The sequence below is a fragment of the Rhizobium sp. CC1099 genome (assembly GCF_029714385.1).
Lineage (GTDB): Bacteria > Pseudomonadota > Alphaproteobacteria > Rhizobiales > Rhizobiaceae > Rhizobium.
The window spans coordinates 507,542-522,476 of record NZ_CP121641.1 but is presented as its reverse complement, the minus strand read 5'-3'; the positions used below and the strand labels follow the sequence as shown (position 1 = coordinate 522,476).

Here is a 14,935-nt window from a genome sequence, read left to right as displayed (position 1 = left end):
GTTTTCAAAATGGCAGCTAAAGAAATTAAGTTCGGCCGCACCGCGCGCGAAAAGATGCTGCGCGGCGTCGATATCCTCGCTGACGCAGTCAAGGTAACGCTCGGCCCGAAGGGTCGCAACGTCATCATCGACAAGTCCTTCGGCGCGCCGCGCATCACCAAGGACGGTGTTTCGGTCGCCAAGGAGATCGAACTGGACGACAAGTTCGAAAACATGGGCGCCCAGATGGTCCGCGAAGTCGCTTCGAAGACCAACGACATCGCCGGTGACGGCACCACGACCGCAACCGTTCTTGCTCAGGCCATCGTTCGCGAAGGCAACAAGGCCGTTGCAGCCGGCATGAACCCGATGGATCTGAAGCGCGGTATCGATCTTGCCGTTACTGAAGTCGTCAAGGATCTCCAGGCCAAGGCCAAGAAGATCTCCACTTCGGAAGAAGTTGCACAGGTCGGCACGATCTCCGCAAACGGCGACAGCCAGGTCGGTCGCGACATTGCTGAAGCCATGCAGAAGGTCGGCAACGAAGGCGTCATCACTGTCGAAGAAGCCAAGACCGCCGAAACCGAACTCGAAGTCGTCGAAGGCATGCAGTTCGACCGCGGCTATCTCAGCCCGTACTTCGTGACCAACCCGGAAAAGATGGTTGCTGACCTCGACGACGCCTATATCCTTCTGCACGAGAAGAAGCTCTCCAACCTGCAGTCGATGCTTCCGGTTCTCGAAGCCGTCGTTCAGACCGGCAAGCCGCTGCTGATCATCGCTGAAGACGTCGAAGGCGAAGCACTTGCAACGCTCGTCGTCAACAAGCTGCGCGGCGGGCTGAAGATTGCTGCCGTCAAGGCTCCGGGCTTCGGCGACCGCCGCAAGGCCATGCTCGAGGACATCGCGATCCTGACCGGTGGTACGGTCATCTCCGAAGATCTCGGCATCAAGCTCGAGTCCGTTACCCTCGACATGCTCGGCCGCACCAAGAAGGTTTCGATCTCCAAGGAAAACACCACGATCGTCGACGGCGCCGGCGCCAAGTCCGACATCGAAGGCCGCGTTGCGCAGATCAAGGCGCAGATCGAAGAAACCACCTCCGACTACGACCGCGAGAAGCTGCAGGAACGCCTTGCCAAGCTCGCAGGCGGCGTTGCCGTCATCCGCGTCGGCGGCTCGACGGAAGTCGAAGTGAAGGAAAAGAAGGACCGCATCGACGACGCCCTCAATGCGACGCGCGCTGCTGTTCAGGAAGGTATCGTCCCGGGCGGCGGCGTTGCCCTGCTCCGTTCCTCCGTCAAGATCACGTCCAAGGGCGTGAACGACGATCAGGAAGCCGGCATCAACATCGTTCGCAAGGCGCTGCAGTCGCTGGTTCGCCAGATCGCTGACAACGCTGGTGACGAAGCTTCGATCGTCGTCGGCAAGATCCTCGACAAGAATGACGACAACTACGGCTACAACGCCCAGACCAGCGAATATGGCGATATGATCGCCATGGGTATCGTCGACCCGGTCAAGGTCGTCCGTACGGCTCTGCAGAATGCAGCCTCGGTTGCTTCGCTGCTGATCACCACGGAAGCGATGATCGCCGAGCTGCCGAAGAAGGACGCTCCGGCAATGCCGGGCGGCATGGGCGGAATGGGCGGCATGGACATGATGTGAGACTGAGGTCTCGCATCTGAGCCATCCGGTTCAGTTCAGGAAGGGCGGTCTTCGGGCCGCCCTTTTCTTTTGAAGCGCGATTCGCAGCTGCGCACGCGCAGGGCAAGCCGTCGACTTTCCAAAGCGTTTAACTTGGCCCGTTCTCTTGCCGCCACCAGCCCGGAGCTTTCGCGAGGCTTGCGCCGCCAGATTTTTCAACAAATATTCGAATTTCGCTTAAAGAGGCATTTGCCGGGCAAAACCACTTCTTTGCGAAGCGAAACCACGCACAATCCATCACAAATTGATTCTTTGTACTTCTCATGCGACGTTTTCCAGCAAAATAGCCGGCTGAACCGTCTTGGCCGGGCGAGGGTTCCGCCCCGAAAAAGCCGTTGCCGTTTGGCGAAAAGCTCCTATAAATCCGCGCTGCAATTGATGTGTGTTCGAGGATCGTTTTCACCCGCCAGCGAGGCCGGAACGCCGTCTCAACCTGCGCGAACATTTGGCGACGAACGTTTGCGCGACAAGCAAGAGCAAGCCTCAGTGCCCCGCCGGCGATCGAGGTTCCAGACCGCAGGCATGATGCCTGGCGCCGTATGACCCTGTTTCGCTCTGACCGCAGCGCAGCGGAGACTGCGCCCGAACCGGGGAACCCCTTGTTTAAAATCGCCAAAGCAACTGTTGCCGCCCCCCTGATGCCTGGCTCGCTGGATCTGACCCATCGTAATCAGGATATGATTGCGCAATTTTCGGTCTCCGAGGCCTGGGCCGGCGACTTTTCAAGCGGAATCATCCGCCTCGGCGACTGGAGCAGCCTGCTGCATGGCCTTTCGGCACAGGAATGCGGCCTTCTGAGCCTGCTGCGCTGCTATGATCCGAAAGATCGGGGGCATATCCTCGCGCTTTTCGAACAAGCCACAACACTTTCGTCGTCCTTCTGCTTTTCCACCACGATCATGATGCCGAACAGCCTGCGTCAGCCGGTTTTCTGCATGGGTGAATCGAGCGGAGTGGAGGAAAAATTCAGTGGCAGTATGGCGGGGGTCTTCATCTTTCCGCGCTTCAAGCTGGATGGGGCAAACCAGACGGCAAGCCGGCAACAAGCGCAAGCATCGTAAGAGAAAGGCCGATCCTGCGACCGGCATGCCGAGAATACTCGGGCTTTTCGGCGACGGGAACCGGCGTAGCACCTCATCTTGAATCGAGGACGTTAGTTTCCACACGGTCTGCAGGAGTTTTGCGACATTCTCATGTCTTCGTCGTTCCGGTAAAAAAACCCTCCAGCTCCGCAAAGCCCATAGCCTGGCCTGAGAAACGGAAGGTACCTGCCGATCGCATTTCCCGCGCCGCGTTCACGAACGTGCCGAAGGCGAGCCTCGCCAGCCCCGAACCGACACTTATCCGCTTGACGCCCGCCTCCGCCAACTCTGCCACGCTGAACGTTGCGCCGGGCATTCCCATCACAACGTTGACGGGCTTCGTCACGGCCTTGCAAACCAACCGGATCGTGCGAAGGTCACGAAGGCCGGGTGCATAGAGCACGTCGGCTCCGGCCTTCTCGAATGCTTGCAGTCGCCGGATCGTGTCGTCGAGATCGGCGCGGTCCCACAAAAAATTCTCACAACGCGCCGTCAGCACGAAATCGTGCGGCAGAGAACGGCGGGCCTCGACAGCCGCCTCTATACGCTCTACCGCCAGCGTGAAATCATAGATCGGATCATCGCGCCGGCCGGTATGATCTTCAAGCGAACACCCGGCGAGACCGATGTCGGCAGCGGCTCGGATCGTCTCGGCAGCACTCTGCGGACTGTCGCCAAAGCCGTTTTCGAGGTCGGCCGAGACGGGGAGCGGCGTTGCGGCCACGATGGATCGGCAATGGTCCAAGGTGTCTTTCCGTGAGACGGCGCCCTCCGCGACGCCCAGAGAGAACGCCATGCCAGCGCTGGTGGTGGCGAGCGCTGGAAAACCCAAGGCAGCTAAAATCCGGGCTGTGCCGATATCCCAGGGATTGGGGATAATGAACGCGCCCGGTGCTTCGTGCAGTTTGCGAAATGCAGTGCGCTTGTCTTCCATCTGCTACCTCCCAGACTCACCTCGTTAGATGCGAACATTACACGAGATACGGAACAAATATAGAACGATCGCCATAAAAAGCTTCCCGCAAAGCCGCTAATTCTAAGGGCCGTTCCTGCGACCGGCCTCTTCCTTTAGGCCGGATTACTCCGGCTTCACAGGGATGTTCAGACCCTTGGCACTTGCCGGACGCGCGATGCAGCGTTCGAGCCAGGCCATGACGGAGGGGAACTTCGCGTAGTCCAGGACTTCCCGGCCGCCGTAGAAGATGTCGGCGCCGCGGATCCATGGGAATGTGGTGATGTCCGCGATGGTGTAGGCGTCGCCCATGATCCACTGCCGTCCCTCAAGGCGCGCTTCCAGCACGCTCAGCAGCCGCTTGGCTTCGTCGCGGTAACGCTCCATCGGATAGGAATTGTTGGCGACCTTGTCGGCCGCGAACTTGTAGAAATGGCCGAACTGGCCGAACATCGGGCCGACGCCCGCCATCTGGAAGAACACCCACTGGATGGTCTCGTAGCGCCCCACAGCATCCGGGGGCAGGAGCTGGCCGGTTTTTTCCGCGAGATAGAGGAGAATCGCGCCTGATTCGAAGAGGCCGATCGGCTTCCCGCCCGGCCCGTTCGGATCCATGATCGCCGGTATGCGGCCATTCGGATTGAGCGAGAGGAATTCGGGAGACTTCTGATTGTTGGTTCCAAAGGAGATGTAATGCGGCTCGTAAGGCAGACCGAGCTCTTCCAGCGCGATCGCTATCTTCACGCCGTTCGGCGTTTGCAGCGAATAAAGCTGAATAACATTTGGGTTCTGCGCCGGCCAGCGCTTGGTGATCGGAAATGCGGAAAGGTCTGCCATGCCGTTTTCTCCTGGGGGTTGGTGGCGAACATAGAAGACCGGCGACGCAAAAGACAAGCCGCTCAACGGAGTGATCGTTTCAGATTAGTGAACAAACCATCCTCATTTGTTTATCTTTTCATCGTGCCCAAAAAAGGCGACAACGCCGGCCAATCGGGGTTCAAACGGTGCCGGGGCACGGGGACCTCCAGAGCAATTCAAACGGAGATCGCGTCCATGTCGAATACCACCAACATCGTCCTTCTTGTCGCCCGCATCCTGCTTTCGTTTATGTTCATCATGTCCGGCTTCGGCAAGCTCACCGATCCGGCCGGTACGGCCGGGATGATCAGCGGTGCCGGCCTTCCTGCCGCAACACTTCTCGCCTATGCCGCTGGCCTCTTTGAGCTTGTTGCCGGGCTTGCCGTCCTCGTTGGTTTCCAGACCCGTATCGTCGGCTGGGCACTCGCCCTCTTCTGCGCCTTCACCGGCCTCGTCTTCCACAGCGGCACGATCAACGTTCCGGATTTTCCGGCTGCGGCCAATGGCTGGATCAACGTGCTCAACCAGATCATGCTGATGAAGAACCTGACGCTTGCCGGCGCCTATATCCTCCTCGCCACCTTCGGCCCGGGCGCCTATTCGCTGGATGCACGCCGTGGCGCATATGCCGTTGCCGCCTAAGCGCGCAACATCCTCCCAAGCAGAAGAAACCCGCCGTCGGAAAGACGGCGGGTTGTTCGTTTGGTTCTTTGCAGAAATCAAAGGGCGCTGCGCACCGCCTCTATGATCCTCGCCACCGACGGCTCGCCGGCGTGGCTCTCCTTGCTGGCGCGGACGAGGCAGGCTTCCGAGCGCAAGATCACACCGTCGTTCAGCACCCGCAGATGGTTCGCCCTCAAGGTGGAGCCCGTCGAGGTGATGTCGACGATGATATCAGCGGAGCCGGAGGCCGGGGCCCCTTCCGTCGCACCAAGGCTTTCGACGATGCGGTAGAGCTGGATGCCATGCTGGCTGGAGAAGAACTGCTGCGTCAGCCGCCAATACTTGGTTGCGATGGTCAAACGGCGGCCATGGCGGGCGCGGAAGTCGGCCGCGACATCGCCGAGATCGGCCATGGTGTCGACATCGAGCCAGATCTCAGGAACGGCAACCACCACGTCGGCGCGGCCGAAACCGAGGCGGGCGCAGAATTCGACGCGCCTGTCGGCTTCCGCCAGCCCTTCGCGCACCAGGTCTTCCCCGGTCACGCCGAAATCGATGGTGCCGTTGCCGAGTTCGCGCGATATTTCCGAGGCCGACAGGAAGGCGATCTCGACGTCGTCCCAACCCTCGACACGGCCGCGATAGGAGCGGTCATTGCCGACGGCGATGATCCTCATGCCGGCGCGCTCGAAGAGTGTCGAGGCATCGTCCTTCATCCGGCCCTTGGAGGGCAGCGCGATGGTGATGGTCATGGGGCCGCCCTTTCCGTTTCGATGCGGTCGAGCCAGAGCGAGAAGCCAACGGCTGGAATGCGGTCCTTGGCGCCCAGCAGCGTCAACAGCCTGTCGAAGCGTCCGCCGCCTGCGAGCACGGCGGACGAACCCTGGATGCCCACCTCGAAGACAAGGCCGGTGTAATAATCGAGCGGGCGGCCGAAGGCGGCGCGATAATCGATGGAGGCGAGGTCGATCCCGGCATTGCCGAGGGCGGCCACCCGGCCATCGAAGCGAGAGAGCGCATTGCCGAGCTTCAGCCCGGCGGCATCGGCAAAACCGGCCAGAGCGGCCGACGCATTGATGAGCGGCACCCTCAGCGACAGGAACTCTTCGAGCACGCGGAAGGCCGCATCATCGAGGCGCGTTTGCGAAAGGACCAACTTCTCCTTCAGCCGGCGCGCGATTTCAGCCGGCGAGCGGCTGGCGTTCGAGGAATAGCCCGTTCTGTGCATCGTCGCGTCGATGTGGGCGATGAGTGCTGCCTCGTCGCCGGCGGCGATCAGCCGTGCGACATCGTGATCCAGATCGGTCACAAATTGCGGGCTGACGAGGCTCGCGAGCAGCGCTTCAAGCTGGCCCATATTGCCGAAGGCATGGATCAGCCGCTTCTGCCATCCAAGCGGTAGGCCGAGCGCCTGGACCACGGCTTCGAAGACGGCCTGATCGCCCAGCGTGACCGTGAGGCGTTCGCCAGGAAGAAGCCGCGCCAGGATGCCGGTCGCATCGCCGATCGCGCGGGCGTCGGCGCTGGCGATATTGATGTCGCCAAGGTCTTCGATGCCTGCCTGATAGAATTCGTTTCCACCCTCGCGGCGCTGGCGAAAGACTTCGCCGAGATAGGAATAGCGTTTCGGCGTGCCGGTTGCCGTCTCGATGTGGCGGATGCAGACGGGAATGGTGAATTCCGGCCGCAGGCAGAGGCTGGCGCCGGTTTCGCTTTCCGTCATGAAGATGCGGCGGCGGAGGTCTTCGCCGGCAATGTCGAGGAAGGGCTCGGCCGGCTGGATGACCGGCGTGTCGATCCGCTCCGTCTTGCGGGCGGTAAATTCGTCCAGGAGGTCGTTGGCGAAATCGGGGAGGTTGATCAGGGCCATGGGGTGGCTCCCAAATAAAGTCCCCTCCCCAACCCCTCCCCACAAGGGAGAAGGACTAACCCGCGGCGATCGCCGAAAGAGATAAGCAGCGCGGTCGACCAAGCGAATGCTGCGTTGGGCAGGACGGCGGCGCTCAGGGGCCCTCCCCTTTGTGGGGACGGGTTGGGGAGTGGAAAATCACCCATTGCCGCCCGCCCTCGCGCGATCCTCCGCCTGAGCCGCCAGGATTTCCTTCACCTTGGCCACCAGATCGGCCTCGGCGACGGTCTCCTGCGCCACGCGCGCATCGCGCCAGCTGGCATTGTCCTCGATCTCACCGGACAAGCGCTTGCCTTCGATCAGGTCCTTGATCTGCGCGACGCCTTGGGCACGCTCATCGCCGCCCTGGATGATGGCGATTGGGCAGCCGCGGCGGTCGGCATATTTCAGCTGGTTGCCGAACTTCTTCCAGTTGCCCTGGAACATTTCGGCGCGGATGCCGGCGGCGCGCAGCGCTTGCGTCATGCGCTGGTAGCGGCCCAAAGCATCCATGTCCTGGCCATCCATGACTGTGACGAGCACCGGTTCGATGACCTCGCTCTGGCCAAGCTTGCCGAGGTTCTTCAGCGCCGTCATCAGGCGCGAAACGCCGATCGAGAAGCCGGTTGCCGGAACCGGCTGGCCCATGAAGCGGGAGACGAGGCCGTCATAACGGCCACCGCCACCAACGGAGCCAAAGACAACCTTTTCGCCCTTTTCGTTGGTCACGTCGAAGAGCAGTTCGGCTTCGTAGACCGGGCCGGTGTAGTATTCGAGGCCGCGGACGACCGAGGGGTCGATCTTGATGCGATCTGGACCGTAGTCCGCTGCTTCAACCAATTGCCAAATCTGCTTTAGCTCAAGAACCCCTTCAATGCCTTTAGGAGAATCTTTGAAGTTGTTGTGAAGCGTGTCAAAAATAGCCCCTCCATCAATCTCGGCACTGGCCACCGGGTTTTGCACCATCGGATGTGAACCGAGTGCCGTTTCTGCCGTCTGCAAGATATTGATGAAATCAAGTAATCGATCAATCTGCTGCGAAGTCAGCCCCGCGCCCTTGGTGAAGTCACCCGATTCATCCTTGCGGCCTTCGCCGAGCAAAAGCCGTACGCCCTCAGGGCCGAACTTGTCGAGCTTATCGATGGCGCGCAGCACGTTGAGGCGCTGGCCCGCCTTGTCCTCGTCGCCGAGACCGATCGCCTCCAGCACGCCATCCAGAACCTTGCGGTTGTTCACCCGGATAACATAATCCCCGCGCTTGATGCCGAGGGCTTCCAGCGTATCGGCCATCATCATGCACATTTCGGCATCGGCCTGAACACCTGGCGCGCCGACGGTGTCGGCGTCGAACTGCATGAACTGGCGGAAGCGGCCGGGGCCTGGCTTTTCATTGCGGAACACGTAGCCGGCGCGATAGGTGCGGTAGGGTAGCTGGATCTCGTTGAAATTCTCCGCGACATGGCGGGCGAGCGGCGCCGTCAGGTCGTAGCGCAGGCTCATCCACTGGTCGTCGTCGTCCTGCAGCGAGAAAACACCCTCGTTCGGACGGTCGCTGTCCGGCAGGAACTTGCCGAGCGCATCGGTATATTCGAAGAGCGGCGTTTCGACCGGATCGAAACCATAATGCTCGTAGACTTCGCGGATCTTCGCGGTCATCTCGTTGACGGCGCGGATATCGGCGGCCGAACGGTCGGCGAAGCCGCGCGGCAAGCGAGCCTTGAGCTTTTGTGGTTTCTTCTGCTTCTCGTTCATTTCCAACGCATTCCGCTCAATCGTGACAGTGGCGGTTTCCTAGCGGATTGGGAGGATAGCGGCAAGGGCGAAGGGACTTGAAGCGCAAGCCAGAATCGAAGATCGAAGGGCAGCCCACCGAATTGCGGGAACGACCATGATTATCGAGGCACTTCACTATCTCGCGACGTTGCCTGTCACGGGCAAGGCGAACCGCAGGTTCATCCGCTATTCCATCAACCTCTGGTCCCGCGCCAGGCGCTGTAGCCGGGCGTGGGCGGAGCATGAGGAGAACAGCCGCACAGCCATCCTCTGCGCGATGGACGGTCTTCGCGAGACACGCACGGTCGTCGTGCTCGGCTCAGGCCTGCTTTGCGACGTGCCGATCAAGGAGCTTTCGAAGAGCTTCGATACGGTCGTTCTTGTCGATCTCGTGCACGTCGCGTCGGTGCGCCTTTGGCTGAAGACGAAGGGCTACCGCAATGTCCGGCTCATCGAGCGCGATCTCTCCGGATATGGCGATCTCGCGGCAGGGAAAGAGGTGGAGCCGCTCGGCTTCCTGCGGTCGGTGCCCTATCTCGATTTCGCGGTCTCGGCGAATCTGCTGTCGCAAATCGGCCGTGGCGTGAAACGGCGCTATGAGGCGGAAGAGCCGGGCAGGATGCCCGATGACAGCGTGGCTCGGCTGATCGACGCTCATCTTTCCAATCTGGCCGCCTTGCCCTGCCGAACCTGCCTTCTGACCGACATCTCCTACGCCGTCATCGACCGCTGCGGTAAAACTCACGAGGAGACCGACCTTTTACATGGCGTCTTGCCGCCTGCGGCCAACGCCAGCTGGTCATGGCCGGTCGCACCGATCGGCGAGGAAAGCGCTGACTACCAGATCGTCCACAAGGTCATTGCCGCCTACTGAATTAGACGTCTCCGACAATCCCGAATGGACCGAAGACGACTTCAAGGCGACTGGCAAGGGCTGGCGGGGCGCATCAACGAGGCGCTGCGCAAGGCGGCAAAGCTTTGAAACTCACACATGGGTCGCTTGGCTTCCTTGCCGGGCGTGCCTATCTTGATGGCATGCGTGTCTTCGCCATCACGACGATGCTTTTCGCCTGGCTGTTCTACAGCGCGATGTCGGCGCTGGCGGGCTGTCCTATGTGCGCGTCGATGCAACAGCCCGTCCTGGCCGAAACGCATCACGATATGGCCGGCATGGATACGGCCGGGCATGAGAGTGGCGCAGCCAAGGATCCCTGCGCAACAGGCGACACGGCTCATATGGCCTTCTGCGCGGTATGCCTTATCGTGCCTCCGCCGCTCACGATCGATACAAGCGCGAAGTCTGTCTTCGCCTATCCTTCACCGGCCGCTGCACATGCGCTCGCCGATCTTCGCCCTGCACCGCAGGCACCACCTCCCCGCCTTGTCTGACAATACTTTCCGCATACCGATCGCGCGGTATCTGCCGCGCAAAAGCACTTATGTCAGACAGAGGAAGGAAGTCCCATGTCTCTGAAAATTCTTGCCCTTACCGCAGCCTTCGCCTTCGCCGCCCCAGCGCTTGTCCAGGAAGCGCTTGCCCAGGATAAGACGATGCACATGAATCAAGATATGCCGATGCATACGAATATGCCGATGGACATGAGCAAGCCGATGGGCGACCAGGGTCCTTCAAGCCAGGCCTTTGCCGAGGCGAACGCCAAGATGCACAAGGATATGGCGATTGAAATGACCGGCGATGCCGATGCAGATTTTGTCCGCAGCATGATCCCGCATCATCAGGGTGCGATCGACATGGCAAAGATCGAGCTGCAATACGGCAAGGACCCGAACATCCGCAAACTCGCCGAAGCCGTCATCAAGGCTCAGGAAGCGGAGATCGCGGACATGAACGCCTGGCTGAAAGCCCACGGCAAGTAGGGCCATCAGTAAAACCCCCGAAGGCTGTTGTCCAACTTTCGGGGGTCAGTTCATTCCCGCACCGGCGTTTTCAGTTCGCCGTTCTCAGGCGTTCGGCTCAAACGGTTCCGGGCGGCGGGCGGCACCCTGGCGGGCCAGCATCCAGCCTGGATATTCCGGCGCCAGCGCACTGACCTCGTCGAGCTTCTGCATGTCGCCGGCATCGAGCTTCAGCTTGACGGCGGCAAGGTTCTGGTCGAGCTGATCGATGCGCTTCGCGCCGATGATGACGCTGGTCACGAACGGCTTTGCGAGGACATAAGCGAGCGCAACGGCTGCGACGTTGCTGCCGTGCTTCTCGGCAATTTCGCGCATGACGGCCACGCAGGCCCAGGCCTTGTCCTTGTCCACTGGCGGAAAGTCGAAATTGGCGCGGCGGCCTTCGCCGTTGCCAGGCGCACCGGGGCCAAACTTGCCGGAGAGCAGACCGCCGGCGAGCGGTGACCAGACCATCAGGCCGATCTTCTCCTCATTCATCAGCGGCACGATTTCCCGTTCGAGATCGCGGCCGGCGATCGAGTAGTAGGCCTGGACGGTTTCGAAGCGGGCGAAGCCGCGGCGCTCGGAAATGCCGAGCGCCTTGGCGATCCGCCACGCCTGCCAGTTGGAAACGCCGATATAGCGCACGAGACCACGCGAGATGAGATCGTCGAAAGCGCGCAGCGTCTCGTCGATCGGGGTGACGGGATCGGTTGCGTGGATCTGGTAGAGATCGATATGGTCCGTCTGCAGCCGCTTCAGACTGGCCTCGACGGAATCCATGATGTGACCGCGCGATGCGCCGCGATCGTTCGGCTTGTCACCCATCACGCCGTAAACCTTGGTGGCGATGACGACGTCCTTGCGCGGGACATCGAGGTTCTTCAGCGCCTGGCCTAGCAGCCTTTCGGACTCACCGGAGGAATATACATCGGCGGTGTCGATGAAATTGACGCCGGCAGCGAGCGAGCGCTCGACGATCTGGTCTGCCGCCTTCTGGTCCACATCGGCAATGGAACCCCATATGGTGCCGCTGACCGCCTCGCCGAAAGTCATGGTGCCGAGGCAGATTTCCGAGACGAAAAGTCCCGTATTTCCGAGTTGATTGTATCGCATGGAGAAATTTCCTTGTGTCGGCCGCAAGCGGCGCTTGCGGACTGCTGAACGCTATTTTTTGATTATTGGCCTGCACGTGTCAGGCACAGCCGGGGCTGGCTGCAGGGTAGGCAATATTTTACCTAATGCCGATCCTCTGCTTTTCAACGCCGCTGCAACCTGCTGCGACGAAAAAGCAAAAGCCCTTGTCTCGACGCGGCCCATCAATAGATTGCTTCATGGATTGCAGGAGCTTGAGATGAGCACACATGCGCTGACGACAATCGGCTTCGATGCCGATGATACGCTCTGGCAGAACGAACAATATTACCGGCTGACCGAAGAGCACTTCAGGGAATTGCTCGCCGATTTCGCCGAGGGTCCGAAGATTTCGGAGCGCCTGCTGGAGGCCGAGAAGCGCAATCTCAGCCACTATGGCTTCGGCATAAAGGGCTTCACGCTGTCGATGATCGAGACGGCGATCGAAATCACCGAAGGCAAGGTGCCAACGAGCGTGATTGCCCAAATTCTCGATACGGGCCGCGAACTTCTGTCCCATCCGGTCGAGACCATGCCGCATGTGCGCGAGACGCTTGAAGCGCTGTCGGGAAATTACCTGCTCGTGCTGATCACCAAAGGCGACCTGTTCGACCAGGAACGCAAGCTCGCACAATCCGGCCTCGGCGATTTCTTCGATGCCGTCGAGATCGTCTCGGAGAAGACAGCAGTCACCTATCGCCGGATTTTCTCGAAGGTCGGCGATGGTCCGGAGCGGGCGATGATGGTCGGCAATTCACTGAAATCCGACATCGTGCCGGCGATTGCCGCCGGAAGCTACGGCGTCTTCGTGCCGCATGAAATGACTTGGGTTCTGGAGCACGTCGACGAACCGAAGGATGCGCCACGCTTTCGCAAGATCGCCCACCTTGGCGAGCTTGGCAGCTTGCTCGGCGCACTATCTTGATCTATTCGCCGGTGCCGGATTTCGAGGGTGCCGGCGGAAAGAGTGAAGGGCGCTCCGGCTCTTGCGGTGTGGCGGGCTGCGGCTCGCCGACTGGCTGCGGCTCGACCAGTAGCGTATAAGGCGCCCCGAGGCCACGGCGAGGCGAGACCTTGGAATAATAGGGCCGCAGAAACCACGTGGTGTTTTCCTTTACGGTCACATCTAGCGTCGTGCCATCCTCGTCCGTACCGAAGAAAGCTTCGTCATCCGTCTTCGAAAGGTCGAAGATCGCAAGAAAGGCGAATTGGCTCTTGGTCGTGAAGCTGATCTTCACGCGCTGACCGGCGCGCACCGGCAGAGTATAGACATCGCTGTTGCCGAACTTGGTCCAGCCTTTGATCTGCATGGTAACGGCCGGAAACTGCAACTTCTCGAGCTTTTCGCCAGGGTCGAGTTGCGGCGCCTGAGCAAATGCCGCCGTGGTGGACAACAGGACTGCCGCAGCGGTTCCGACCCACACTTTCACGGGCGTACCAATGCCGCGCGCATCGCCTCCACTTCGGCACGGCAGAAACAGCCTTGGATATGATCGTTGACGAGACCCATTGCCTGCATGAAGGCATAAACTGTGGTCGGACCGACAAAGGTCCAGCCGCGCTTCTTCAAATCCTTCGATATCCTTACCGAAACCGGCGTCGTCGGATTGGCGGCAACATGCTGGCGGTCAACGAGGGCCGGACGTTCGTGGAGTTGCGGCTCATAGCTCCAGAAATAATGCGCGAGCGAGCCGAATTCGGCCCTCAAAGCGATCGCGTGCTGTGCATTGTTGATTGTCGAGGCGAGCTTGCCACGATGGCGGACGATGCCGGGATCGGCAAGGCAGCGCTCGATATCCCGCTCGTCGAAGAGCGCAATCTTTTCGAAATCGAAGCCCGCAAAGGCGGCGCGGAAATTCTCGCGCTTGCGCAGGATCGTCAGCCAGGAGAGGCCGGACTGAAAACCCTCGAGGCAGATTTTCTCGAAGAGGCGGATATCGTCGGTGACCGGCCGGCCCCATTCCTCGTCGTGATAGCGCATGTAGTCTGGGAGATTCGCGTGCCAATGGCAGCGGCTCTTGCCGTCGTCGCCGGTGATGATACCCGATTCGCTCATTCTTCTCCGCAGCTCCTGCGCTCAAAATCCGGCTTTACCATTTAGAAACCTTGTTTCCAAACCGAAGAGTAACCCTGACGAAAAGTTTATTGCGGAGGCCAGCTTTTAATGAATCGATCTTTACCATTCGCTGGCGGGATGATGGCAGCATTCCGTCAGGCAGAAATGCCGCCCTCATGCATTCTCGGTCATTTGTAGAGAGTCCGTCCGATGATGAAATCCGTCTTGATTGCCGCCGGCCTGATCGGCCTTCTTGTCTCGCCGGCGCTCGGCGACGATCGCTATGCGAGCCGCCCGCCGGTCGTTCTCAGCCCCGATCTCACCGCGCCGTGGCTCAACCAGCTCGGTGGCGGCGTTCGTCCCGTCGTCTATCAGCGCCCGGCCGTGCAGTCGCGCGGCTTCTTCCAGCGCCGGTTCTTCCGCCGGGCACCGGCCGTGCAGCAGGTTGCGGCCGTTCGTCCCGGAGTACCGGTGATCCGCCATCAGATCGAGCCGCAATATCTGCCGCAGATGGTCGATTACGAAACCAAGGAAAAGCCGGGCACGATCGTCATCGACACCAACAACCGCTTTCTCTATCTCGTGATGGCACACGGCAAGGCCCGGCGATATGGCGTCGGCGTTGGCAAGCCGGGCTTCGAGTGGGCCGGCGCGCACAAGATCACCCGTAAGTCGGAATGGCCGGCTTGGACGCCGCCTTCCGACATGATCAGCCGCGAAGCCGCCAAGGGCCATTATCTGCCTGCGCGCATGGATGGCGGCCCGGAGAACCCGCTCGGCGCGCGCGCCATGTATCTCGGCTCGACGCTCTACCGGATCCACGGCACCAACGCACCCTGGACGATCGGCAGCGCCGTCTCATCCGGCTGCATCCGCCTGCGCAACGAAGACGTTGTCGACCTTTACGAACGCGTCAACGTGGGCACGCGGGTTATCGTCATGTAACG

General features: G+C 60.6%; 17 protein-coding genes. 8 read left to right on the top strand and 9 right to left on the bottom strand.

Annotated features, from left to right (window positions below):
- Window positions 1–9 precede the first annotated feature (9 nt).
- A complete protein-coding gene (groL, locus tag QA644_RS02570) occupies window positions 10–1,647 on the top strand; it encodes a chaperonin GroEL (RefSeq protein ID WP_074066815.1) in 1,638 nt (545 codons plus the stop codon).
- A gap of 127 nt (window positions 1,648–1,774) precedes the next feature.
- Here the strand turns inward: groL and QA644_RS02565 are convergent, their stop codons facing one another.
- Window positions 1,775–2,131 (bottom strand): hypothetical protein, encoded by a 357-nt coding sequence (locus QA644_RS02565; RefSeq protein WP_283070945.1) that lies wholly within the window; start codon window positions 2,129–2,131, stop codon window positions 1,775–1,777.
- 154 nt (window positions 2,132–2,285) lie between these two features.
- Between QA644_RS02565 and QA644_RS02560 the strand changes: the two genes are divergently transcribed.
- Window positions 2,286–2,747, top strand: coding sequence for a hypothetical protein (locus tag QA644_RS02560; RefSeq protein ID WP_239599603.1), 462 nt, complete (start codon window positions 2,286–2,288; stop codon window positions 2,745–2,747).
- A 130-nt stretch (window positions 2,748–2,877) separates the two neighbouring features.
- Here QA644_RS02560 and QA644_RS02555 read toward each other — a convergent pair whose 3' ends face one another.
- Together QA644_RS02555 and QA644_RS02550 are read right to left on the bottom strand one after the other, a co-directional pair.
- Window positions 2,878–3,702, bottom strand: a complete 825-nt coding sequence (locus QA644_RS02555; RefSeq protein WP_239595335.1) for an isocitrate lyase/phosphoenolpyruvate mutase family protein — start codon at window positions 3,700–3,702, stop codon at window positions 2,878–2,880.
- A 144-nt stretch (window positions 3,703–3,846) separates the two neighbouring features.
- Complete coding sequence (locus tag QA644_RS02550) at window positions 3,847–4,557, bottom strand: glutathione binding-like protein (RefSeq protein WP_039844098.1); 711 nt, start codon at window positions 4,555–4,557, stop codon at window positions 3,847–3,849.
- 216 nt (window positions 4,558–4,773) lie between these two features.
- Here QA644_RS02550 and QA644_RS02545 point away from each other — a divergent pair, with 216 nt between their 5' ends.
- Window positions 4,774–5,220, top strand: coding sequence for a DoxX family protein (locus tag QA644_RS02545; protein ID WP_194729077.1), 447 nt, complete (start codon window positions 4,774–4,776; stop codon window positions 5,218–5,220).
- Between the two features lie 77 nt (window positions 5,221–5,297).
- On the opposite strand, the gene hisG is transcribed toward QA644_RS02545, so the two are convergent.
- From hisG to hisS, 3 genes are all read right to left on the bottom strand, one after another.
- Window positions 5,298–5,993 carry an ATP phosphoribosyltransferase gene (hisG, locus tag QA644_RS02540; RefSeq protein ID WP_239595339.1) on the bottom strand — a complete coding sequence of 232 codons (696 nt, stop codon included), beginning with the start codon at window positions 5,991–5,993 and terminating at the stop codon, window positions 5,298–5,300.
- Window positions 5,990–7,111, bottom strand: coding sequence for an ATP phosphoribosyltransferase regulatory subunit (locus QA644_RS02535; protein WP_283070944.1), 1,122 nt, complete (start codon window positions 7,109–7,111; stop codon window positions 5,990–5,992). Before QA644_RS02535 ends, hisG begins: the two co-directional genes overlap by 4 nt.
- A 177-nt stretch (window positions 7,112–7,288) precedes the next feature.
- Window positions 7,289–8,881 (bottom strand): histidine--tRNA ligase, encoded by a 1,593-nt coding sequence (hisS, locus tag QA644_RS02530; RefSeq protein WP_283070943.1) that lies wholly within the window; start codon window positions 8,879–8,881, stop codon window positions 7,289–7,291.
- A gap of 136 nt (window positions 8,882–9,017) precedes the next feature.
- Here hisS and QA644_RS02525 point away from each other — a divergent pair, with 136 nt between their 5' ends.
- The 3 genes from QA644_RS02525 to QA644_RS02515 all read left to right on the top strand — a co-directional run bounded on the left by QA644_RS02525 (window position 9,018) and on the right by QA644_RS02515 (window position 10,780).
- Complete coding sequence (locus QA644_RS02525; RefSeq protein WP_283070942.1) at window positions 9,018–9,776, top strand: hypothetical protein; 759 nt, start codon at window positions 9,018–9,020, stop codon at window positions 9,774–9,776.
- Between the two features lie 161 nt (window positions 9,777–9,937).
- Window positions 9,938–10,291, top strand: coding sequence for a hypothetical protein (locus QA644_RS02520; protein ID WP_239595350.1), 354 nt, complete (start codon window positions 9,938–9,940; stop codon window positions 10,289–10,291).
- A 75-nt stretch (window positions 10,292–10,366) separates the two neighbouring features.
- Entirely contained in the window at window positions 10,367–10,780 is a 414-nt protein-coding gene (locus QA644_RS02515) for a DUF305 domain-containing protein (RefSeq protein ID WP_283070941.1), read from the top strand.
- Between the two features lie 84 nt (window positions 10,781–10,864).
- On the opposite strand, the gene QA644_RS02510 is transcribed toward QA644_RS02515, so the two are convergent.
- The gene (locus tag QA644_RS02510; protein WP_194729071.1) at window positions 10,865–11,914 is read right to left on the bottom strand and encodes an aldo/keto reductase; all 1,050 of its coding nucleotides are present in this window, start codon (window positions 11,912–11,914) and stop codon (window positions 10,865–10,867) included.
- A 238-nt stretch (window positions 11,915–12,152) separates the two neighbouring features.
- On the opposite strand from QA644_RS02510, the gene QA644_RS02505 reads away from it, so the two are divergent.
- On the top strand, window positions 12,153–12,857 hold the full coding sequence (locus QA644_RS02505) for an HAD family hydrolase (protein ID WP_239595353.1): 705 nt from the start codon (window positions 12,153–12,155) through the stop codon (window positions 12,855–12,857).
- Between the two features lies 1 nt (window position 12,858).
- On the opposite strand, the gene QA644_RS02500 is transcribed toward QA644_RS02505, so the two are convergent.
- Entirely contained in the window at window positions 12,859–13,362 is a 504-nt protein-coding gene (locus tag QA644_RS02500) for a PPC domain-containing protein (protein ID WP_239595355.1), read from the bottom strand.
- Window positions 13,359–13,988: a DNA-3-methyladenine glycosylase I gene (locus QA644_RS02495; protein WP_283070938.1), complete on the bottom strand. Its 630-nt coding sequence runs from the start codon at window positions 13,986–13,988 to the stop codon at window positions 13,359–13,361. Before QA644_RS02495 ends, QA644_RS02500 begins: the two co-directional genes overlap by 4 nt.
- A gap of 210 nt (window positions 13,989–14,198) precedes the next feature.
- On the opposite strand from QA644_RS02495, the gene QA644_RS02490 reads away from it, so the two are divergent.
- Entirely contained in the window at window positions 14,199–14,933 is a 735-nt protein-coding gene (locus QA644_RS02490) for a L,D-transpeptidase (protein ID WP_194729069.1), read from the top strand.
- The last annotated feature ends 2 nt before the right edge of the window (window positions 14,934–14,935 follow it).